At 69.5% G+C, this 20627-nt stretch carries 22 protein-coding genes and 1 pseudogene; 13 read left to right on the forward strand and 10 right to left on the reverse strand.

Annotation, left to right across the window (positions count from 1 at the left end; genetic code table 11):
• Positions 1-38: 38 nt before the first annotated feature.
• From E6R18_RS33975 to E6R18_RS07385, 3 genes are all read left to right on the forward strand, one after another.
• Positions 39-194: a VenA family class IV lanthipeptide gene (locus tag E6R18_RS33975; protein ID WP_168712289.1), complete on the forward strand. Its 156-nt coding sequence runs from the start codon at positions 39-41 to the stop codon at positions 192-194.
• A 175-nt stretch (positions 195-369) separates the two neighbouring features.
• Positions 370-1488, forward strand: coding sequence for an ATP-binding cassette domain-containing protein (locus E6R18_RS07380; RefSeq protein ID WP_136316027.1), 1119 nt, complete (start codon positions 370-372; stop codon positions 1486-1488).
• Entirely contained in the window at positions 1485-2351 is an 867-nt protein-coding gene (locus E6R18_RS07385) for an ABC transporter permease (RefSeq protein ID WP_240799628.1), read from the forward strand. Before E6R18_RS07380 ends, E6R18_RS07385 begins: the two co-directional genes overlap by 4 nt.
• A gap of 148 nt (positions 2352-2499) precedes the next feature.
• Here E6R18_RS07385 and E6R18_RS07390 read toward each other — a convergent pair whose 3' ends face one another.
• A complete protein-coding gene (locus E6R18_RS07390) occupies positions 2500-3270 on the reverse strand; it encodes an SDR family oxidoreductase (RefSeq protein ID WP_136316028.1) in 771 nt (256 codons plus the stop codon).
• 145 nt (positions 3271-3415) lie between these two features.
• Between E6R18_RS07390 and E6R18_RS07395 the strand changes: the two genes are divergently transcribed.
• Complete coding sequence (locus E6R18_RS07395) at positions 3416-4024, forward strand: TetR/AcrR family transcriptional regulator (RefSeq protein ID WP_136316029.1); 609 nt, start codon at positions 3416-3418, stop codon at positions 4022-4024.
• Positions 4025-4241: 217 nt separating this feature from the next.
• On the opposite strand, the gene E6R18_RS07400 is transcribed toward E6R18_RS07395, so the two are convergent.
• Positions 4242-4712 (reverse strand): hypothetical protein, encoded by a 471-nt coding sequence (locus E6R18_RS07400; RefSeq protein ID WP_136316062.1) that lies wholly within the window; start codon positions 4710-4712, stop codon positions 4242-4244.
• Between the two features lie 625 nt (positions 4713-5337).
• On the opposite strand from E6R18_RS07400, the gene E6R18_RS07405 reads away from it, so the two are divergent.
• A complete protein-coding gene (locus E6R18_RS07405; RefSeq protein WP_136316030.1) occupies positions 5338-5658 on the forward strand; it encodes a hypothetical protein in 321 nt (106 codons plus the stop codon).
• Positions 5659-5865: 207 nt separating this feature from the next.
• On the opposite strand, the gene E6R18_RS07410 is transcribed toward E6R18_RS07405, so the two are convergent.
• Positions 5866-6321: a VOC family protein gene (locus tag E6R18_RS07410; protein WP_136316031.1), complete on the reverse strand. Its 456-nt coding sequence runs from the start codon at positions 6319-6321 to the stop codon at positions 5866-5868.
• A 234-nt stretch (positions 6322-6555) separates the two neighbouring features.
• Here E6R18_RS07410 and E6R18_RS07415 point away from each other — a divergent pair, with 234 nt between their 5' ends.
• Positions 6556-7158: a GNAT family N-acetyltransferase gene (locus E6R18_RS07415; protein WP_136316032.1), complete on the forward strand. Its 603-nt coding sequence runs from the start codon at positions 6556-6558 to the stop codon at positions 7156-7158.
• A gap of 247 nt (positions 7159-7405) precedes the next feature.
• Complete coding sequence (locus tag E6R18_RS07420; RefSeq protein WP_136316033.1) at positions 7406-7846, forward strand: VOC family protein; 441 nt, start codon at positions 7406-7408, stop codon at positions 7844-7846.
• A 117-nt stretch (positions 7847-7963) separates the two neighbouring features.
• On the opposite strand, the gene E6R18_RS07425 is transcribed toward E6R18_RS07420, so the two are convergent.
• A complete protein-coding gene (locus E6R18_RS07425) occupies positions 7964-9097 on the reverse strand; it encodes a threonine synthase (RefSeq protein ID WP_136316034.1) in 1134 nt (377 codons plus the stop codon).
• Positions 9098-9465: 368 nt separating this feature from the next.
• On the opposite strand from E6R18_RS07425, the gene E6R18_RS07435 reads away from it, so the two are divergent.
• Positions 9466-9990 (forward strand): GNAT family N-acetyltransferase, encoded by a 525-nt coding sequence (locus E6R18_RS07435; protein ID WP_136316035.1) that lies wholly within the window; start codon positions 9466-9468, stop codon positions 9988-9990.
• On the forward strand, positions 9987-10403 hold the full coding sequence (locus tag E6R18_RS07440; protein WP_240799629.1) for a VOC family protein: 417 nt from the start codon (positions 9987-9989) through the stop codon (positions 10401-10403). Before E6R18_RS07435 ends, E6R18_RS07440 begins: the two co-directional genes overlap by 4 nt.
• Positions 10404-10482: 79 nt before the next feature.
• Here the strand turns inward: E6R18_RS07440 and E6R18_RS07445 are convergent, their stop codons facing one another.
• From E6R18_RS07445 to E6R18_RS07455, 3 genes and pseudogenes are all read right to left on the reverse strand, one after another.
• Positions 10483-10983: a metallophosphoesterase gene (locus E6R18_RS07445; protein WP_136316063.1), complete on the reverse strand. Its 501-nt coding sequence runs from the start codon at positions 10981-10983 to the stop codon at positions 10483-10485.
• A 400-nt stretch (positions 10984-11383) separates the two neighbouring features.
• Positions 11384-11665, reverse strand: a pseudogene (locus E6R18_RS07450) (alpha/beta fold hydrolase); the annotation flags it as partial.
• A gap of 191 nt (positions 11666-11856) precedes the next feature.
• Complete coding sequence (locus tag E6R18_RS07455) at positions 11857-12393, reverse strand: hypothetical protein (protein ID WP_240799630.1); 537 nt, start codon at positions 12391-12393, stop codon at positions 11857-11859.
• Positions 12394-12671: 278 nt separating this feature from the next.
• Between E6R18_RS07455 and E6R18_RS07460 the strand changes: the two genes are divergently transcribed.
• The 3 genes from E6R18_RS07460 (at position 12672) to E6R18_RS07470 (ending at position 15749) form a co-directional block, all read left to right on the forward strand.
• A complete protein-coding gene (locus tag E6R18_RS07460; protein WP_136316038.1) occupies positions 12672-13469 on the forward strand; it encodes an SAM-dependent methyltransferase in 798 nt (265 codons plus the stop codon).
• A 230-nt stretch (positions 13470-13699) separates the two neighbouring features.
• Positions 13700-15052: a tetratricopeptide repeat protein gene (locus tag E6R18_RS07465; RefSeq protein WP_136316039.1), complete on the forward strand. Its 1353-nt coding sequence runs from the start codon at positions 13700-13702 to the stop codon at positions 15050-15052.
• A gap of 175 nt (positions 15053-15227) precedes the next feature.
• Positions 15228-15749: a hypothetical protein gene (locus E6R18_RS07470; protein ID WP_136316040.1), complete on the forward strand. Its 522-nt coding sequence runs from the start codon at positions 15228-15230 to the stop codon at positions 15747-15749.
• A 366-nt stretch (positions 15750-16115) separates the two neighbouring features.
• On the opposite strand, the gene E6R18_RS07475 is transcribed toward E6R18_RS07470, so the two are convergent.
• On the reverse strand, positions 16116-16976 hold the full coding sequence (locus E6R18_RS07475) for a DUF3592 domain-containing protein (protein ID WP_136316041.1): 861 nt from the start codon (positions 16974-16976) through the stop codon (positions 16116-16118).
• A gap of 75 nt (positions 16977-17051) precedes the next feature.
• Complete coding sequence (locus E6R18_RS07480) at positions 17052-18146, reverse strand: hypothetical protein (protein ID WP_136316042.1); 1095 nt, start codon at positions 18144-18146, stop codon at positions 17052-17054.
• Between the two features lie 360 nt (positions 18147-18506).
• On the opposite strand from E6R18_RS07480, the gene E6R18_RS07485 reads away from it, so the two are divergent.
• Positions 18507-19142 carry a LysE family translocator gene (locus E6R18_RS07485; protein ID WP_136316043.1) on the forward strand — a complete coding sequence of 212 codons (636 nt, stop codon included), beginning with the start codon at positions 18507-18509 and terminating at the stop codon, positions 19140-19142.
• A gap of 453 nt (positions 19143-19595) precedes the next feature.
• On the opposite strand, the gene E6R18_RS07490 is transcribed toward E6R18_RS07485, so the two are convergent.
• Entirely contained in the window at positions 19596-20057 is a 462-nt protein-coding gene (locus E6R18_RS07490; RefSeq protein ID WP_136316044.1) for a hypothetical protein, read from the reverse strand.
• Between the last annotated feature and the right edge of the window lie 570 nt (positions 20058-20627).

Below are 20627 nucleotides of genomic sequence, written 5' to 3' on the forward strand. Positions count from 1 at the left end.
AGAAAGTCTGCCGCCGACCCCAAGAGAAGGAGAATCCAATGGAGACCCAGGACCTCGAACTGCTGGCCCACCTGCACGCCCTCCCGGAGACCGACCCCGTCGGCGCTGACGGAGCCCAGTTCTCGGCGACCTGCGAGTGCGTCGGCCTGCTGACCGTACTCAACACGGTCTGCATCGGCATCAGCTGCGCCTAGGACCGGCACAACATCCGGCCGACGGCTGTCCCGGGGCAGCCGTCGGCCGGACCGCCGACTCGACCTCCGGCATGACTGTTCCCACGAAGCGCGACACGCGGGCCGGACAGCGCAAAGCCTCGTGTCACAGGCCGAGCGGAACCGAATGGCGACCACCAGACGAGGACCGGACCCCATGCAGCTCCACACCGGTGACGACGACCTCACCCATACGGCCCTCGCAACGGCCGCCCTCACCAGCACGAACGCCGGCCAACCCCCTCCGGACTCCGAGTGCGCCATTCGCACCCGCGGCCTCACCAAGACCTACCCCGGACCGGACGGCACGACCACTCATGCCGTCAGAGGGCTTGACCTGGAGGTACGACAGGGGGAGACCTTCGCCTTCCTCGGCCCCAACGGCGCCGGGAAGTCCACCACCATCGCCATGTTGTGCGCCCTGGCCCGCCCCACCGCCGGACACGCCACGGTGGCGGGCGCGGACGTGCTCGCACAGCCCCACCGGGTACGGCAACAGGTCGGCATGCTGTTCCAGCACAGCGCGCTCGACCCGGACCTGACCACCGAACAGAACCTGCGCATCCACGCACGTCTCTACGGGCTGCGCCGCGGCTACGCCCGGCAGCGCGCTGCCGAGGTCCTGGAGGTGGCCGGACTCACCGACCGGCGGCGTTCTCCCGTACGCACCTTGTCGGGCGGAATGCGGCGTCGCCTCGAGATCGCCCGTCAACTGCTGCACGCGCCCAGCCTGTTGTTCCTGGACGAGCCGACCACCGGCCTGGACCCCCACGCCCGCGCACAGATCTGGGCGCACCTGTACGCCCTGCGCGAGCGGCACGGCACCACACTCTTCGTCACCACCCACCAGTTGGAAGAGGCGGGAAACTGCGATCGCGTCGCCATCATCGACCGCGGCCGGCTGGTGGCACAAGGCACACCCCTCGCCCTGAAGGCCGCGATCGGAGACGACCGGGTCGTGCTGCACACCAGCGACGACGTGACAGCACACCAGGTCGTCCGCCGTCTCGCGTCCCCGGATCACTCCGTCACCGTGGGCATCGACGGGGTCTGCCTGCGCGTGCCGGACGGCAGCTCCTGGATCCCCCGCCTGTGCGCGGCACTGGAAGGCCACGGCATCGCCGTTCGCGCGGCTTCGGCGACCCCGCCCACGCTCGACGACGTCTTCTTCCACCACACCGGCCGCAGCATCCACGGCGCGCGCCCCGACCAGCCGCCGACCACTTCGCCCTCCACCTCGTGCGACGCCACGCCGGCAGCGGGCGGCGGCCGATGACCACCACACTGCCTCTCGACGCGCCCGGTACCCCCGGCGCCATGGCCGGTGACCGGCCGACACGCCTGCAACGGGAACTCCGCGCGATCCACGCCCTGATCTACCGCGATCTGCTGCGCCTGGCCTGCCAGCGCGCCCACACCACGCTGATGCTGCTCCATCCCGTGCTGTACCTCGTGATCCTGGGAGGCGGACTGGCCGCTCTGATCCCCAGCTCATCACTGGGGGTGGGCTACCAGACCTACCTCTTCCCCGGCATGCTGATGATGACGGTGCAGACCCCGGCCATTCTGGTCGGCATCCGTCTGATCACCGACCGGCAGAGCGGCTACCTGCGCGAACTCCTGATGGCCCCGGTCAGCCGCTCGACTCTGCTCCTGGGCAGCTGCGCCGGTGGCACGCTCGTCGCCACGGCCCAGGGCGCCGTACTGCTCAGCCTGGCCGGCGTAGTCGGTCTGCCCTACGACCCGCTCCTCCTGGCGCTGCTTCTCGCCGGGATGATCCTGATCTCCTTCACCATCACCGCCCTCGCGTTGACCCTGGCGGTGAGCCTGCGCAGGCCCGAGGCGTTCCACACGTTGCTCGGCGTGGTGATGATGCCCCTCCTGTTCCTCTCCGGCGGCTTCTTCCCCCTCCAGTCCCTCCCCGGCTGGACCCATGTCCTGGCCGCCGCGAACCCGCTCGCCTACGGCGTCGACCTGCTCCGTGGCAGCATTGCCCTGCAGGTACCGAACGGGACGGCCGTCGGTGGCCTCGAGTGGGCCGGCCGACAGCTCCCTCTTCCTCTGGAAGCGGCCCTGCTCCTGATCGCCGGCATAGGGGCCTTGATGTGGGCCGGCCATCGTTTCAAACGACTGGAGTGAGGCGCCGACAAGTCCCTCCGCACCGACCACGGGTCGCTGAGCGTTCCATGAGCGGATCATGCCCTGGTACGACGGCTGCGACCCGAGACCCGGGGGCTTGCGGCACCGCTGGTAGTCGCGGAGGACTTTGGCAACGCTGCCACCCGTCTCAGCCCGCGATGACGGCCACGGCTGTGCGGCCGCCGTCCACATCCAGCACGGTGCCGTGCACAAAGGCCGCCTCGTCCGAGGCCAGGTAGACCACGGCCTGGCCGATCGCCTCGGGCAGGCCATGGCCACCGGCCGGGGTGCCCCGCATCATGACGTCGCCGGGATGGGCCGGGTCGCCGGCCGGGGTGGGCGTGTGGACCACACCGGGCGAAACGGCGTTGACACGGACACCCTGCGCACCGAACTCGGCGGCCCAGCTGCGCGTGAGGGACTCCATCGCCGCCTTGGACGAGCTGTAGACGGAGCCGACGGGGACGGCCAGCCTGGCGATCCAGGAGCCGAGGTTGACCACCGCGCCGCCCCCGGCCTCGATCATCGCGGGTGCCAGGGCGGCGGTGAGGAAGAACGGCGCCTTGACGTTGACCGCGTAGATCCGGTCGAAGGTCTCTTCGTCGGTGTCGGGCGTGGTGGGGCTGGGGTAGACGCCGGCGTTGTTGACCAGGATGTCGATGCGGCCGCCGAGGGTGCGCAGCGCGTCCTCGGCGAGGGCGCGAGAGGCGGCCGAAGTGCCGTCGAGGTCGGCGGCCACGAAGTCCGCCCTGCCGCCCGCGCTGCGGATCTCGGCGACGACCTCCTCACCGCGCTCCCGGTTGCGGCCGGACACGGCGACATGCGCGCCCTCGGAGGCCAGGGCCACCGCGATGGCCCGTCCGATGTTGCTGGTAGCGCCGGTGACCAGGGCGTTTCTGCTGCTCAGGCGGTTACTCATGATGCGGACGGCTCCCGTTCGGTGGGGTGGTGCGGACGAACTGACGAGCCCGATGGTGGTCCGCAAAAAATGGACCCGCAAGTCCAATCCGAGGGGGAGAGGCGGCCCGACTAAAGTGGACCGCACGGTCCACAGGAGGAGCGCTATGCGTGGAACATTGACGGCCAAGGGCGAGGCCACCCGCGCCCGGATCATCCAGGGGGCTGCGGAGGTGCTGCGGGAGAAGGGCGTCGCGGCGGCCACGCTGGACGACGTGCTGGCCCACACCCGCACGAGCAAGAGCCAGCTGTTCCACTACTTCCCGGACGGCAAGGACGCGCTGCTGCTCGCGGTGGCCCAGCTGGAGGCCGACCGTGTCCTGGCCGACCAGCAGCCGCACCTGGGCTGCCTGGATTCCTGGGCGGCCTGGTCACGCTGGCGCGACTCGGTCCTCGAACGCTATGAGCGACAGGGCGACCACTGCCCGCTCGGCTCGCTGTTCCTGCAGGTCGGCCGGGACACCCCAGGAGCTCGGGCGATCGTGGTCGAACTGCTGAGGGAATGGCAGGAGCAGTTGGCCGCCGGGGTGCGGACGATGCAGTCGGCGGGCCGCCTTCCGGCCGGACTCGACGCCGACCGGACAGCGGCGGCGCTGCTGGCGGGGATCCAGGGCGGGGTGTCGATCCTGCTGGCAACCGGCAGCTCCGACCACCTTCGCGCCGCCCTGGACCAGGGAATCGCCGGACTCCGAGCAGCCGCTGCATCCGCAGGGTGAGTCGCAGCCGGCCTCGCTTTCGGCGGCATCGGCCTCCCCGGCCGTCTCGCCACCATGCCCGCGATTTCGGTGCCGGCCTACAAGGCGTACGCGTCCGCATCCCACACGGACCGCGCAGTCGCTCGCTGATACGAAAGGCTCACGGTCCGCAACGAGGCAACTGTGGGCGCACACGATTCGTGCGCAGGTCACCCGAGGTGGCGGGGCCAATGCACGATCAGGCGTGGGCCCTGAAGCAGGCGGCGGCAGCGTCGATGAAGCGATCGTGTGCGGCGCGGGTGGTGTCCTGCGCTGCGGTGAGCGCTTCGATGCTCATGGCGGCATCGACCATGTCGTAGGTGGCGACGACCATCGCCTGGGCAGTGGTGTGGACAGTCCGGTCGGGCACGAGGAGCCGCAGGGCAACCAGGGGGCGGGTGATGGCGGAACGGGTGACGTGGGACTTGGCACGCAGTTCTTCCAGCTCATCGTCGCCCGCGCCGCGTAGCTGAGCTTCCCCGCGCATCCACAGAGCCCGACGGTGGTCGGAGCCGGCTGAGGCGAGCGTGGTCACCGCGTCGAACCGGTCGCGCCGCAACTGAGCGGCGGCGGCCGCGCGTTCGGTGCGCCCTGCCGCCAGGTGCTGGAACGTGCCGGTGACGATCGCGCCGAGGAGTGTCCCGATGACGGCAAGGAGTGTGGTGATCACTTTCTGCTCTCTGGTCGGCGTCCGGCCCCAGACGGTGCGCAAACGTGTGCGACCACCGATGAACATCGTGAGCTGTGTGGACTGACGAACAGACGGTGGCCGCAGGCCACAGCATAGATCCGGTCCACGGGCGGAAGGCGTTCGAGATGACCACGGCGGCGGGCCGCCGAAGCCGCTCGGTCCGTGACGAACCACGCCTGCGGTCCGGGCGGTTGATTGACTCCGGAAGCGCTGGCGGGCCTTTCCCCGCGAGAACTGCTGGACGACCGTGGAGCGGGCAAGCGGAGCCCCGCACGGCGTGTATGCGCTCGGTGCCCTCGGCTGGCCGAGCCCGTACTCGTCGAGGTGCGGGGAAGAGGCTTTCGAACACGCGCAGCGCACCTGAACACCACCCTGTGCGCCCGCCGGGGCGACGAAGAGACTTCGATGCGCCACTGGCTAGGGTGCCCTTCTTGACCGCAGCCTCCAGCAGCCCCCAGCAACCGCCCTGGCCGGGCAGCATCTGGCGACGGTAGGTGACGAGGTCCTCGGCCGGTTCGTCCGGGGTTCACAGCCGTTGCCCGGAGGCGGCCGTTCGAACGACCCGTTCTTCAGCCGGAACAGGCGACTTGGCGACCGCACCGTCGTGCTGCTCCTGGGCACCGGGGACAGGGTTCAGGCTCGGCGACTGCTTCCGCGGCTCCGCCGCGCCGTCGAAGACAGCGCGGTCCTGCAACAGCGAGCGGTGGAGGCGGTCGTTCACCGCTTCAGTACTGCCCCTCCGACCGAAGAGGAGCTGACGCAGTCCCACGCCGACCTTCTGCTCGACACCGTCGTGGTCGATGACGAGCGGGAAGTCGTCCTGCACCTCAACGATTCCTGCGGCGAACACATCATGGACGGCTACTGGCCCGCCGTACGCTTCGATGCGCAGAACCAGGTGGCCGACGTCACGATCGAGACGTGAGCGATCGTACGGAGCCCGGGCGTCGACTCCACGTTGGACAGCGCGGGGGCTCGCCGCAGCCCGGACCGGTGCCGGAGAAGCTCCGCGTGCCTCGCAGGGCGCATGTCAGTGGCTACACGGAACGCCAAGCTCTCCGTGCGCTACGAGACGACGGTACTGGTCGCAGCCGTGAACGGGTGGCTGTGATCAGCATCGACGCAACGGTCCTCAGACGATGTCGAATTCGTTGCCCTCGGGGTCCTGCATGGCGGCGGCGTAGAGCCCCGTGTCCGGCTCATCCCTGATCCGCAGCACGGTGGCACCGGCTTCGACCAGCCCTTCCACCGTGGCCTTGACCCGCAGCGTGCGAACGTCCAGTGGAACGTCATGGCCCCCACCGACCTTCAAGTCGAAGTGCCACCGGTTCTTGGCGGCCTTCGGCTCCGGAACCTGCTGGAACCACACCCTCGGTCCACGACCCGCGGGATCGATGATCGATTCGGGAATGTCCCCGGCACCGGCCGGCAACTCTGCCTCGGGCACTCCCATCGCCGCCCAGTAGGCCCGCCATGTGGCGTGCCCATCCGGCGGAGGCTCAGGCACGTAGCCCAAGGCACCGGCCCAGAAGGTCACCATCCTCTGCGGATCGGAGCAGTCGATGGTCAGTTGCAGTGTCATCTCCATGCGCGGAGCATCCCAGACAGGTCTGACATTGATACTCGTAGCGGGTTCCGGTGGTCGTGGCTCAGGGTCTGACTGACGTCCTGCTGGGCTGACCTGCTGGGCTGTCCTGCGACTGTTCAGTCGATCCATTTGAGGAGGGCGCGACAAATCGTTCTGTCGAGAAATCGACATCCGATAGGTTTGTCTCTTCGATGTTGCGTGAGATTCGACGCTGCGCGAAAGGAGACTGCCGGGATGCTCACGTTGACGGACATCGCTGCCGACCCTCTTCGCCTGACGAGGCGCCTGGAGGCGCATGACGGTTCGGACATCGTCTTTCGCCCCCTCACACAAGCTGATACCGGGTGCTTGGCCGATTTCCTGGACGCTCTCTCCTCCGAATCGCGTCGGCTCAGCACGTTCGACGGGTACGATCTCGCAACTGCCCGGAAGATGTGCGACGCGATCGCGCGTTACGACAAGCTCAGACTGGTGCTCGCGGACGTAGTGTCCGCCAGGATCATCGGCCTGGTGGAGTTCAGCCTCGCTCTGACTTCCGGGGACATCGCGCGCTATCAGGAAGCGGGCGTCCGTCTTGCTGAGAGGTCTGACTGTCGCTTCGGTCCGACTCCGGCTGATGCCTATCAAGGCCGAGGCATCGGGACGCTCATCTTCCCGCTCGTCACGGAGGTTGCACGGCTGCTCGGCAGGTCGAGGATCACCCTGTGGGCCGTTGACGATCCGCCAGCGGGCCTGCGCGGATACCAACACCGCGGCGCGGGGAGCTCCATCCGCCAAGGGCGACCCGGTAGCGTGAAGCAATCGAGGCGGCGCCATGCTCAAGCACGCACGCTGTGATCCGTGGCGGAAGCATGGCAATGCGGGGACGGCACGCTGCCGGCTGATCGCCTCCATGGGACCGGCTGCTTGCGCCATGCCGACTCACTGGGGTGTCGCCTGCCTTGGGTCTGCTGCCGCAGCGGCGCTGGGGGCGGTCCAGAGCTTCGGAGCCCGACCGTCTGCGGACGCGCGGAGTGTGTCACCGGCGCCGTCCGGGGGCATCAACGGCCACCACCGGCCGTACGAGGAAGAAGGAGTGACCAGCATGGCGATTCAGCGGATGGACAACGTCGGCATCGTCGTAGAGGACATGGACGCCGCCATCGCGTTCTTCGTGGAACTCGGAATGGAGCTGGAAGGCAGAGCGGAGGTGGAGGGCCCCTTCGCCGACCAGTGCACCGGACTCGACGGCGTGCGCTGCGAGATCGCGATGGTCCGAACCCCGGACGGTCACAGCCGCCTCGAGCTGTCGAAGTACCACAGCCCCGCAGTGATCAGCGTCGAGCCGCGCAACCAGCCGCACAACGTGCTGGGCACTCACCGCGTCATGTTCGCCGTCGACGACATCGAGGACACCGTTGCCCGCCTGCGCCCTCACGGCGCCGAACTCGTCGGGGAGATGGCCAGGTTCGAGGACAGCTACCTGCTCTGCTACCTCCGCGGCCCGGCGGGCATCATCGTCGGACTGGCCGAGCAACTGAGCTGACATCCGGCGACAGACAAGACGGCATGCCCCAGGAGTACGCAGATGCCCTGCCGGTCCGCGTGGCGGCTTGCGAGGTTTTCGGGCTCGGGGAAGACAGCACTGGCCGGCGACGACGCGCTAGTCGGCGCTGAGCCGGCTCAGGGCCTGACCGGCCTTGAGGCCGGAGCCGGTCAGGACCAGGACGACGGTGTCGTCGGGGCCGACGTGTCCCGTGGCGTGGAACTGCCGTAGGGCAGGCAGGACTTGTGCGCTGGTGGGCTCGACGAACACGCCGGTGGCGGCGAGCTCCCGGACGGCGGGCAGGAGTTCTTCCTCGGCCACCGCGGTGGCGCCGCCGCTGCTGTCCCGGATCGCCTGGAGCACTTCCCGATCGCGTACCGGCTGGGCGATGGCCGTCCCCTCGGCGAGCGTCGCGGGCCAGGCACGAGCGTCAACGGCGGCCGCTCCACCGTTGAAGGCGCGGACGAGGGGACAGCACCGCTCGGGCTGGCTGACCAGGATGCGGGGCACCTGGTCGATCTCGCCGCACCGTTTGAGTTCGGCGAAGCCCATGGCGCAGCCCAGAACGAGGCTGCCGGCGCCCGCGGGGACGAGCACGGCCGAGGGGGCGGTGAAGCCCAGGTCCTCCCAGATCTCGTAGGCGATCAGCTTGACGCCCTGAAGGAACTGAGGGTGCCAGTTGTGACTTGCGTAGAAGCGGGTGCCGGCACGTCGGACGGCTTCGTCGGCGACGTCCTGGCGGGTGCCGGGGACGAGCTCCACACTGGCTCCGTGCAGGCGGCTTCGCACGATCTTCGAGGGAGAGGTGGAGGCGGGAGCGATGATCTGGGCGTCGATGCCGGCGGCGGCGCAGTACGCGGCGACGGAGGAGCCACCGTTGCCGCTGGAGTCCTCCAGGAGTTGCTTGACGCCTTGGTGGCGCAGCGCACTGATCATGACGGAGCTGCCGCGGTCCTTGAAACTACCGGTGGGGTTCATGGGCTCGGGCTTGATCGCGACCTCGAGTCCGGCCAGGGTGCGCTGCAGCAAGGGGGTGCGTCCTTCGCCCAGAGTCACGGGTTCACCCTGGGGCAGGGGGAGCGCGGCGCGGTAGCGCCACTGGGAGTTGGCGCCGGTGTCGATCTGCCGACGGGTGATGCCGGGCAGAGGCTCCAGCATCAGCGGGCCGCCGTCGTCACCGCGCCAACGGGGCTGGTCGAGTGCGTAGCGGCGGCCGCTTCGATCCGTGAGCTGGGGTGTGGTGTCAGACATGGCGGTGTCGTTCCTCTCCGGTCGGCGTGAAGGCGTCGTGGCTGAGCAGGAACTGCAGCTTGGCGTACGCAGCCCTCCCGGGACATGACGTACGCGCCGATACCCCCGGCACGCGGGAGGGCGTCGAAGCGTACTTCCGCCACCGTGGGGAGCAGTGGGCCGCTGGCGGGCCACTCCGCGCGTTCGGTACGGGCGGCCGCCCGCGATGGCGGCCGGCTCCGGTATCGGACGGCGGCACCGATGGGGTATGTGCCCCTTGCCCTGACCGACCGTCTGACATGTGTGGACCGTGCGCTGCTCCCACCCCTCATCAGCACCTGAATAGGTGGATCATGGACCATGGATGACGACTATGCGGAGGTGCTCAAGTGGCGGTCTCGATCCGACCTGCTCGGCCCGAGGAAGCGGGCCTCCTGTCCGAACTGGCGCTGCGCTCGAAAGCCCATTGGGGCTACGACGCCGACTTCATCGCGTCGTGCCGGGAAGAGCTCAGGCTCAGCGATTCAGAGCTCGCCGACCGCCGGACGGCTGTTGCGGAGCGAGAGGGCGCCGTCGTGGGCTTTACGACGGTGGAAGGCGAGCCGCCGCACGGTGTGTTGGGCATGATGTTCGTCGACCCCGAAGCGATCGGGCAGGGCATCGGCCGGCTGTTGTTCGCCCATGCCGTCCAAACTGCTCGGACCTCGGGGTTCAGCCAGCTCACCATCGATGCCGACCCGAACGCTGAGCGCTTCTACGAGGCCATGGGAGCGATCCCGGTCGGCCGTGCCCCCTCCGGGTCGATTCCCGGCCGCACCCTCACTCAATATGTATGCACCATTCCAGCCGCCCCCATCCCTCCCTCGACCCGGAGCAACGCCTCGGTCGAGCAGGACGAGGAGGTGGCCGAGTGAACCGGCCGACGCACGGGGCACTGCACCACGTCGAGATCTGGGTCCCCGATCTGGGTCGCGCCATCGACTCACTCGGCTGGCTGCTCCAGACGCTGGGTTATGCCGTCTCGCAGAGCTGGGGCGCCGGCCGCAGCTGGCTGCTCGGGCCGACCTATCTCGTACTTGAGCAGTCCCCGGCCCTCACCGCCGACCGGTACGACCGCTGCCGGCCCGGGCTGAACCACCTGGCCTTCCACGTCGAAGATGCCGCTACCGTCGAGAAGTTGGTCGTCGACGCGGCCCAGCATGGCTGGAGCCTGATGTTCCCCGAGCTTCACCCGCACGCCGGAGGCAATCAGCAGTACGCGGCCTACCTGGAGAACGTCGACGGCTTCGAGGTCGAGCTTGTCGCGATCAACTCACCATCTGGCTGACGGGCACGCTCTGGCAGGAAACAGTCTGACGGGGTACACCGTCCTCGCTGCGCCTCGGCCGCCGCCCGACCGGGTGAGATCAGCGTCTGGGCAGGCGGTGAAGGACGACCTCGCCGAGCGCTCCGTTTGTCACGGCGCACGTCATGTATGTGCAGTATGGCTGCCGTCTGCGGTCCGTGGGGGAGCCGGGGTTCAGCAGGCGCAACCCGCCCGGCGCCTCGGAGTCCCACGGGATGTGGCTGTGGCCGAAGACCAGGACGTCCAGTTCCGGGTGGAGCGCGGCGCAGCGGGCCTCCCGTCCGCGAGCCGCCCCGGTCTCGTGCACGACACCGAACCGCAGACCTCCCAGTTCGACGCGGGCAACCTCTGGCAGCCGGGCCCGCAGTTCCGGGCCGTCGTTGTTGCCGTACACGGCAACCAGACGGCGCGCGCGTTCCTCCAGCAGGTCCAGGGTGGCGGTATCGACCCAGTCCCCGGCGTGGAGGACGACGTCGGCACGGTCCACCTCGCGCAACAGTCCGTCGGGGAGCCGCTTGGCTCGCCGAGGCACATGAGTATCCGAGACGAGAAGCAGCCGCACCGGGCGGTCCGTTCCCGCCCCGGTCCTGTCGCCGTCCATCCGCCCACCTCCTCCTCGGGCCCTTCAGCTCAGCGGCCGCAGGCGTCCTTGCACGGGCCGGGGCCGCCCGCGTGGCGGCCGGGGCCGACGGCGGCGCGACCCCGGCGTTCCAGCAGCCGCGCCAGCACATGGCAGCCGGTTCGCTCCGTGACGGTCCCGGCCTTTCGAGCCTCTCATCCAGGTTAACCGGGACACTTCCTGCGCCTCCAGCGATCAGCCCCTGCTTCAGCGCTTGCGTGATCACGCTGAGCTGGGTTGTATCCGGCACCGGTACCCGGACCCGCGACACGTAGTGCGCCACCGGCTCACCACGGGCAGCGGACGGGCTTCGGCCCCCGCGGGTAGCGTCCGGCGCAGTCTGAGCGCGCACCACGGCGACGTTGTCCTCCACCAGGTCGAGCATCCGGTAGGCACCGGCCGTGGCGGGCTTGGAGGAGCGGCCGTAACCTCGTACGTCGATCGCCACCGCCCGGAAGCCGGCGGCGGCGAGGGCCGGGAGCTGACGGCGCCAGGAGTACCAGAACTCGGGGAAGCCGTGCACGAGCAGGACCAGCGGGCCGGTGCCCTGCTCGACCAGGTGCAGGCGCCCGGCCGGGGCCTCGACGGTGCGGTGGCGGAACTCGGCGGTCGGTTCGGGATGCATGGGCTTCTCCTCGGCTCGCGGCACACGCGGTTACATGCCGATCATGCGGCGCGGCGGCCCACCGACGCGATCAGCGTTACCATTCCGTCAAACTCACAGCAGGGGCCCGTTGAGCGGGCTACGTCCTTCACGGGAACGGTCACCGTCGCCTCACCCCGGCTCCGGCTGCGGCATGTGAGCCTTGCTCGCCTCTACTCCAGCATGCGTTCCGCGTCATCCGGAACCCAGGGAAAAGGGACGTCGGGCCACCGTGCGGACGCCCATGCGTCGAGATCGACAGCGAGAACGGCATCCATGAAGGCATGCGGTGGCCGGTAGCCGTGGGCGGTGATGTAGTGCGTGATCAGGAACGGAGCGGCATAAGCGAAGCCGGGCCCGCCCGGGATCCGTACCTCTCCGTTCCCTGTCGGAGCCTCCTCCTCAGAACAGAGGTCGCACTCGTGCACCCCGAGGCAGACGTCCATCCACTGGACCTCCTGCACAGCCTTCAGCTTCTCCACGAAGATCGTGGGGACCGTCCGCGTCGCGTACGGTTTTCCGGCTTCCAGCCACCCGATGTTCAGGCGGGTGTACGCCGGGCGGTACCAGAGCGCATAGAAGCCCGACTCCCTGTCCGCGCACGCGTCCTCGTCCTGGTAGTCGTACTCGCTGAGACCTTCGTAGAACACCCGCACATCATCACCGCACCGCACCGCACCGCACCGCACCGCTTCGTTGAGCCCGCGCAATGCGCGACCTTGACCTCGCCGGCCCCGTCGCATTGCGCCGCGCCGCATCCCCCGGCATCGCCGCCCCCTTGGACTCCTCGCTGCCCCAACTGCGGAGGGGAGCCCGGCTCTCAAAGCATGCTGGTGGGCCGTACGAGCTGATGCGTCCGGCCCTTCCTCCACGCCCCGAAGGTAAGTTGCCCTTCTGGGGCTGGTGCGGATGTTGCAGGTGAGGAAACATGGGCACGGCGCGGTACGGGGTTTGTCCGTGCTGCCGATGCGCGAGGCGAAGAGGGCCGATGACTGACAGGCAGGGCATCCAGATGGCGGTGGACGGGATCGACACGGGTACGCCGCATTCGGCGCGGGTGTGGAACTACTGGCTGGGCGGCAAGGACAACTATGAGGTGGACCGCCGACTCGGGGCCACGATGGAGGAGCTGTACCCGCAGATCATCGAGATAGCGCGCGCCTCCAGGGCGTTCCAGGCGCGAGCGGTGCGCTATCTGGCCGGTGAGGCAGGGGTGCGGCAGTTCCTGGACCTCGGCACCGGACTGCCGACGGCGAACGCGACGCACGAGGTGGCCCAAGACGTCGAGCCGACGGCACGCATCGTGTACGTGGACAACGACCCGATCGTCCTCGCCCACGCCCGTGCCCTGCTCACGAGCCGGCCCGAAGGGGCGACGGACTACGTGCACGCGGACCTGAGGGACGCGAAGACGGTGCTGCGCGAGGCCGGCCGCACGCTGGACCTCGACCGGCCGGTGGCGGTGATGGTGCTCTCGACGCTGGGACACGTAGCGGACTCGGGCGAGGCGGCGGCGCTGCTCCGCAGCTACTTGGACGCGTTGCCCGCGGGTAGCTACCTGATGCTGTGCGACACCATCGAGACCCCGGAAACGCAGGCCGGGTCCGACGAGTACGCCAGCGGCGGCGCCATGCCGTACATCTCGCGTCCCAAGGAGATCATGGCAACCTTTGCGGACGGACTCGAAATGGTGGAGCCGGGCTTCGGCTCGATCAGTCTGTGGCGCCCGGACGCTGCCGGCGGAACACCGGTCGACCAGTGGGGATTCGTGGCCGCCAAGCGGTAGCGGTCGAACAGGACGTTCGGTCGCCATACCCCCCGCACCCGCACCCGCGATTGCGGGTGCGGGGCGGTGAGAACCGGCACGGGTAACCCAACGGCAAACAGGCAAGGTTCCGCACGCTCGGAGACCGGCCCGACCGATGACGTCAGTGGCTCCTTGCCGTCGAGACGCGATCTCTACGGTGGCGGTACTGGCGTCGTCATGGTCGAGTACAGGGGCTACGGTACGTCGCTGTGGACGCTACTGATCTTGACTATCGGGCTCGGACGCAGTCCGGCTGCATCCCGCCGCATCTGGTCTCCCGGCTTCTCGAACTCGGCCATCTCGAAAAGGTGGAGCTCTGGGCCGGTCGCGGGGAGTGGTTCTGCGCGCGGGAGTGGGCGCGACTGCTCGGTGACCAGGGGCGACACGGTGATGCGCTGGAGACGCTCGCCCCGTACCTTGCCACGGGCTGGTGGACGGCCACCAGGACCACGGCGGAGCTGTTGGAGGATTGGGGACGGGCCGACGAGGCCATCGTGCTGACGCGATCCCGTATGGAGCTCGGGCATCCACTGGCGCTGGAGTTCTACGCGCGATTGCTCGCCCGGCACGACCGGAGCGATGAGGCGTTCAACCTGCTGCTTCCGCACATCGACGACTGGTTCCTCGCTGCGGCGCTCGTTGACGTCGCGGAGAGCGCAGGCCGCGGCGAGGAGGCGGCCGAGCAGCTCACTGCCCGGATTCCGGAAGAGCACCGTTGCGACGGCCCGTGGTGTTGCCGCGGCCTCGACCCCGACACGGCGATCGGCTTGCTCGCCACGATCCGCGAACGCCAGGGCCGCGTCGAGGCAGCGATCGCTCTGCTTCGCACCCGTGGCACCGCCCCGGTCAACGGCCGGGATCAGCTGGCCGATCTGCTGGCCCGGCACGGCCGGACCGGGGAACTGCGCGCCTACGCGGCCGCCGAGAAGCTGGGGTATGCCGCGCAGAGCCTCGCGGAGCTGCTGGAGGAACGCGGTGACGTGGAGGGTGCGATCGCCGTGTACCGGCAGGCCGGCGAGGCGTCCGTTCGCCGGGGCAACACGGCGGTCCAGCTGGCGCACCTGCTGGCGCGGCACGACCGCGGGGACGAGGCGATCGACGTGATGAGGGCCCTGGTCGACGGCCCCGGCGGGACCGATGACTGGATCTGGCATGTCCTCTGCACCCTCTGCATCGACCGGGGCCGTCCCGAGGACGGCCTGGTCTACCTCGACGCCCGCAAGACGCGCCGCGGCGAGGAGGACTGGGACCTGTACCGGATGAGGCTTCCACTGATGGCCGCCTGTGGCCGGGTCGACGAAGCCGTGGAGCAGGCCCAGGCCCATCCCGAGGCGTCCACACCGTACGCGGCGCTGCCCATCGCCGAATTGCTGGCCGACTCCGGACGTACCGAGGAAGCCGTTGAGCTCCTGCAGCTTCACGCCCCCGCGAACAGCCACGCCCTGGCCGGTTACCTCATAGACCTCGGCCGCGTCGAAGAAGCCGTTGCTTTCCTGCACCAGGACAGGCCCCGTCCTCCACAGCCCTCAACCACCGCGTGGAGCGAGGGTCCCCCGTTCTGAAGCTCGGGCTCGCACAACCCGGGGAGGGACCGGCCGGAGGGACCGGCCCGCTCGAACTGCCGAAGCTGACATTGCCCGTGCGCGCGGTGTACGGGTGGGACGCCGGGACGGGCGTCGAGCCGCCGGCGTACGTTCGCACCATGACACGCACCTTGAGGCATTGGACGGGGACCCAGTGAGCGGCTGGTGGGCCTACTTCGAGGAACGGACCCGCCGAGAAGTCGATGCCGACGTGCTGCGCGACCGCAGGCTGCCGGCGGTCAGGTCCGCCTGGGAGGCGCTACGTCCCCTGGGGGTGGGCCTGCACGAAGCCGAGCGAGTGGTCCAGGCGCGATACGAGGCTCTGGGCGACCGCGTGCAGCGCACCCCGCCCGATCCGCTGGACCTCCCCTCGCTCGCAGCCCGCGCCGCAGCTCTCCCAGGCCGCGTGGCGGCGGTGGAGGCGTTCTGGGACGGCGACACGGTGCACGACTGGTTCGTACTCCTGGTCGCGGTCCTGGACACCGCAGAGGGGGAGGGGCACCTGGCGACCGTCTACCACCGCTCCGGCGGCCCTCGTCCCGGTGTTGGCGCCGCCGAGGCCGGCCGGGCGCTGGCCGACCATCTTCACGTGCCTTTCCACTTCGCGTCTCCGGACGTCCCCGATGACGACGCCCCGCGCTGGAGGGCGGTCCAACGGTCGAAGGAAGGACCGTGACTGGAGGCATGGGCGGATCGCGGCGACCCCAAGGAGACCGGACCACCTGGCGCCTCCCGTTCTCATGAACCCGGCCCCGGGCCCGATCCGGCTGCCTCCCGAGTTCGTGGGGCGTGTCCGGACTGCGCTCGCTCTTCGGACCGAGTCCACGACCGTAACCAGAGCAGGCTGAGTGGCCTTCCGCTCGTCTCGCCGGCTCGGGCCCCCGCAATGCACCAGCGCCCCGAGCCAGCGCAGCGCCGCCTGGAAAGTGCTCTCGGGACGGCTCGCTGAACAGCGAGAACACCCCCTGCTCCACGCGCAGATGCACGTCCTCCTGGTCGAACGGCAGGGGACCCATGGCGAGAAGGCGACCCGGCTCCCGCGTCACAGTGTCACCATCCCCACCACGGCTGCCGCCACCACGACCACAAGACCCACGATGTTGACGGCCATGTCCTGCTTCCGGGACCGGCGTTCGGCCCCCACGTCCAGGGTGAAGACCGCTGGGTCATCGGGGGAGTAGTGGACCGTGACGTCCCGGCCCCGTGACCCGGCGGGGTCCCGCAGCCCTGACTCGCAGTAGGCCGTAACGGCCGTACCGTCGAGGGTGGTGAAGGTGACGACCGGCACCACGCGCGTGGAGGTGTGTCCGTCCTCGTCGGTGCTGACGCTCTTGAGCACGGCGACGACCCGGCCGGGCACGGCGGCCATGGCCGCCAGTGCGTCGAGACGGCGATTCCTGTCGCGTACGTTTCCGGGCAGATGGTACACGCCGGAGAGGGCCCACGGCCCGCAGAAACCGACCAGGGCCCACGGCCAGCCCCGGTCGATCGCGGCGACGACGACCAGACCGGCGTAGACGAGGAAGACCGCGAAGGTCGGCAGGCCGAGTCCGCGCCCGCCTTCGGAGGGGTCGCTGGTGAACCGGAAGGCGTGGGGTCTGCCGCGCGGGTAGTGGACGCCGATCTCCCGGCCCGTCCAGGCCACGCTGATCCTATCGCCCCGTTCACCGTCGTTCGCGACGGTGAACTCCTGCCCGGTGGACGGGTCCTGGAAAGAGACGACCACCGCGATCCCGTCCTTCGGGGAGCTTCCGTGCCGGGGTTCCCCCACCTGCTCGATCCGTCCCTCCACCCGGACCGCCCGCTGCGCCCGGGTCATCCCGGCCAGCGACATCCCGTAGCCGACCAGCGCGACCGTGCCGAACACGCCACACCACACCACCAGATATCCGTGCCAGCCCATCCGGCTTTCCTCCTGCCACTTCGGGGACGGCCACCGAGCGCACCCTGCCGTCCGGAACACCGCGTCCAGGGCGCCTCACCCTGCGGGCGTGCGCCGCACCACCTTGCCCTGCCCGTTCGCCTCCAGTGACGCCGTGCCTTCGGGCCCGGTCACGACGACCCTGATGACGAGGGAGCCAGTGAGACGTTCGGCGGTGATCTGCCAGGTCCCGGGGGAGTGGACGCCGAGAGTGGTCGTGGCCTCGTCGACCAGGGCGGGGAAACGGCCATACGGCAGCGCGCGGGGGTCGAGCCCCATGGTCTGCGTGCCGGTCGGCGAGAACACGACCGACAGCAGGTGCTCCCGCACGACGACAGTGAGTGCCTGGTGCGTGGCCCCACCCTTGGTGAGCGAGCCGATGGCCCGGTCCAGCTCACCCTTGCCGAGGAACGACTGGCCCGGACCCAGGGAGACGGTTCCGGACGCCGACGACAACACCGTGGTCGACGACGTGGAGGAGACGGACGGCCGCGCGGGCGAAGGCGGTTGCGCTGTGTCGTCCCGATCGAAGAGGTCCGCGCGGAACAGCAGGACCACGACGGCCGCGCCGAGCAGCAGGCCGAGGAGCATGACGAAGCCGAAGGCACAACCCTCCGGGGGCGCGGCCGCCCTGGCGGTCCCGGGCGCCGAGTCGAGGCGGGCCGAGGCCGCCCGGTCCTCCCATTCCGGCGTCGGCCGCTTGACGATGCGCACCCGCCACGGCCTGTCCGGCGGGTACTGGACCACCACCACGTCGCGCGGCCGGTAGTCGGACAGGTCCACGAGGTTGATGTCCTGCGTGATCTCCACCCGGTACGCCGGCCCGTCGTCCGGTGCGACGGTGAGCTCGAACCGCACCGGTATGTCGCTCGTCTCGCCCCCGACGGCCTCAAGGCTCTCGATCATCGCGAGCGCCGTGCGGGGCACGACCGCCGCCTCCCGGGCACGCCTCGGTATACCGGCGAGGAAGAACAGAAGTCCATAGACTGCGGGCAGGACCAACCCCGCGACGAACAACGGTACGTTCCCCACGATCCCACCCACGACGAGCGCGGTGAGCGATGTGCCGACCACGCCACCGGTCAGCAACCCCCGTGCGAGCACGACGGGCGTACGGTGCGTGGGCAGTGGCGCGCCCGTGGGGGTCGTCATACGGGTGATTGTGCTGGGCCCAGGTGACGTCCGGTAGACCTTGGTGTGATCTTCCGGCAGCTCATGGCGGGACCGCCTTGATCGCTTCGCTGAGGTGGTGCTGCACCGCACCGCGTCCGCCCGGTGCCGGAGCGGCCAGTGCCGGCCGGAGCGCTCGCGGACGACATGCCGGTGGCGGACGCCTCCATCCCAAGACCTCGTTTTCGCCCGTGCGTTGAAGTGGCGAGCGGCTCACCGGCAGACGATGGGCATGCTCGGTAAGTCGTGTGCTCCCAGGTGCGGCAGGGCGACAACTGCAACGAGGCAGGGTGCCTTCAGAAGCTCCAGGGTCCGTGCCGACGTCGCTGTGATAATGCGCGTATGTCCTCGATACTCGCCTTCTCCGCTCTGTCCGTGGTCCTGGTGATCATTCCGGGACCTGCGGTCATGCTGGTCCTCAAGAGCGCGATCGCTCGCGGCCGCGGCCCCGCGCTCCTCACCGCGCTGGGAGTTCTGACCGCCGATCTGGTGTGGGCCGCGGCCTCGGTTGCCGGCCTGACCGCCCTGCTCGTGTCCTCGCAGATCGCATTCGACGTGGTTCGATACCTCGGCGCCGCATACCTGGTCTACCTCGGCGTCAAGCTCCTGCTGGCCCGCGCCGCCCTCCCGGCACCGGAGCAGGGCACGGCGCCCGCAAGCGTCGGCAAGCCGCGCAGCCGGTGGCGCGCGTTCCGGGAGGGGCTCATCAGCGATCTCTCCAACCCGAAGACCGTGATCGTCTTCACCAGCGTCATCCCCCAGTTCATCGACCACGGTGCGCGGCCTGTCGACACCCTGGTCCTCGGTGCCGTATTCGCAGTGATCGGCTTCCTGTCGCTGGTCACGTACGCCCTGGTCTTCAGCGCCGCCGCGAAGATGCTCCGTGAGGCGCGGGTGATTCGCGCAATCCTGCGGGTGGGAGGCGCGATCCTCGCGGCGTTTGGTGTCGGACTCGCAGTCGAGCGCCCCGCCGTATGAACCGTTCCCGCGGGTACCCCTGCCGTGGCCGGACACCGGGCGCATGGACGGTGCCGGCGCGGCCGATGCCTCCGCTGCGACGGGGCCGGGCTGCCCGCCCGCCGTGGGAGCCGGCGGCCGGACACGCCTGAACGCGGGCCCGGTAAGCCCGCCGCGAGGGCGGCTTGCCCGGGTTTCCGGCTGGAGAGTGACCCTCCAGATGGGTGAGTCCGTTGACCGGATGTGTCTCGCCCCCTGCTGATCACTGACACGATGTGGGACCGGATCGAGCCGTTGACGCCGGCCGACCCGGCCCGTGGGCGAAGCTGAGCGGACCGCCGCGGACCACCGCCGCACTCTTCGAGACTCGCCATCGCGTACCAGGCAGCTTTTCACCTCACCGCCGCCCTCATCCGGACACGGCGGTGACGATGAAGAGAGATGACGATGAAGAGAGATGAGGAGAACATCTGCTCAGTCGTCGAAGAAGAGCTCCAGGTCCTCCATGGATCCGGGCCCGGTGAGGAAACCCTCGGCCTTCGCGATCTCGTCTTCTGGCGGCAGTTCGCCCCTCAGGAGCTGCTTCATCCAGATTTCGCCCTGCTCGCCGACCGCGTAGATGCCGGACAGCAGCTCGGCCATGCCGGCAGAGGCTGGTGGTTTGCGTCCGGCGACCGGTGCGAGCACCCAGCCACCTGCCCGAGCCGCGAGCCGCAGCACCCCGGCCCAGTTCGCGATCCTCCCGATGCGCACGTGCCACGAGTCCTCCGTGTACGGGGCCGCCCGCCCGCCGTGGAGAGGGTTGGCCGCGACGCGAATGTCCTTGATCACTTGCCGCTCAACCGCATCACGGACCCAGCGGCCCTCCTGCGCCTCCTCAATGGCGGCCTCCCACCATTTCCACCCGCCATCGAGTCGGTCCGCGAAAGTATCCATACGGCCAGGCTTCCATCCGCGATGCCGTAGGTCATCCGGGGGTGCCGATCAACAGACCGGCTCACCAAGGAGACAGGTTCCGGTTTGCCGGCAGGAGGCGCGATCCAATGAGGCGCCGGATGGCGGTGGGCAAGCGCCTTCTTTCGAGCCGTCGTTGATGGCGCGCTGTCCCGCACGGCCCTCCTCCGCCTCCACGACCCGGACGCCGGAGTCGGCGCGCCGATGCCGGCCCGTACGACACCGCCTCCGGCGGGCCGGGCGAGCCGGCGGGACCCTGTCCTGGCGACGCCGCTACCCTCGCGACCTTCGCTCGAGTGACGCCGACAACCGCGTCCACAGGACCCGGGCCGTCAGGCAGAACCAGAGTCGTACGCCCTCGTTGCCCGCGAGGTCGGTGACCAGCCGGGCGGTCAGAGCCACTTCCGGAGAGGGGTGCCACGAGCACCACCGGGCTGCCAGGCGCAGGATCTCCCGCGCACGCTCGGCGTGGAGGACGGTGGGAAGGTACTGGAGTCGGGACGGGACAAGGCGGAGCTGGGACAGAAGGAACTGCTTCATGCGGACCTCACC

It is taken from the genome of Streptomyces sp. A1277, assembly GCF_004795015.1.
Lineage (GTDB): Bacteria > Actinomycetota > Actinomycetes > Streptomycetales > Streptomycetaceae > Streptomyces.

Coding starts and splice junctions, on each gene's coding strand:
- E6R18_RS33975 (WP_168712289.1), top strand. CDS start 39: ATGGAGACCCAGGACCTCGAACTGCTGGCCCACCTGCACGCCCTCCCG.
- E6R18_RS07380 (WP_136316027.1), top strand. CDS start 370: ATGCAGCTCCACACCGGTGACGACGACCTCACCCATACGGCCCTCGCA.
- E6R18_RS07385 (WP_240799628.1), top strand. CDS start 1,485: ATGACCACCACACTGCCTCTCGACGCGCCCGGTACCCCCGGCGCCATG.
- E6R18_RS07390 (WP_136316028.1), bottom strand. CDS start 3,270: ATGAGTAACCGCCTGAGCAGCAGAAACGCCCTGGTCACCGGCGCTACC.
- E6R18_RS07395 (WP_136316029.1), top strand. CDS start 3,416: ATGCGTGGAACATTGACGGCCAAGGGCGAGGCCACCCGCGCCCGGATC.
- E6R18_RS07410 (WP_136316031.1), bottom strand. CDS start 6,321: ATGGAGATGACACTGCAACTGACCATCGACTGCTCCGATCCGCAGAGG.
- E6R18_RS07415 (WP_136316032.1), top strand. CDS start 6,556: ATGCTCACGTTGACGGACATCGCTGCCGACCCTCTTCGCCTGACGAGG.
- E6R18_RS07420 (WP_136316033.1), top strand. CDS start 7,406: ATGGCGATTCAGCGGATGGACAACGTCGGCATCGTCGTAGAGGACATG.
- E6R18_RS07425 (WP_136316034.1), bottom strand. CDS start 9,097: ATGTCTGACACCACACCCCAGCTCACGGATCGAAGCGGCCGCCGCTAC.
- E6R18_RS07460 (WP_136316038.1), top strand. CDS start 12,672: ATGACTGACAGGCAGGGCATCCAGATGGCGGTGGACGGGATCGACACG.
- E6R18_RS07475 (WP_136316041.1), bottom strand. CDS start 16,976: ATGGGCTGGCACGGATATCTGGTGGTGTGGTGTGGCGTGTTCGGCACG.
- E6R18_RS07480 (WP_136316042.1), bottom strand. CDS start 18,146: ATGACGACCCCCACGGGCGCGCCACTGCCCACGCACCGTACGCCCGTC.
- E6R18_RS07485 (WP_136316043.1), top strand. CDS start 18,507: ATGTCCTCGATACTCGCCTTCTCCGCTCTGTCCGTGGTCCTGGTGATC.
- E6R18_RS07490 (WP_136316044.1), bottom strand. CDS start 20,057: ATGGATACTTTCGCGGACCGACTCGATGGCGGGTGGAAATGGTGGGAG.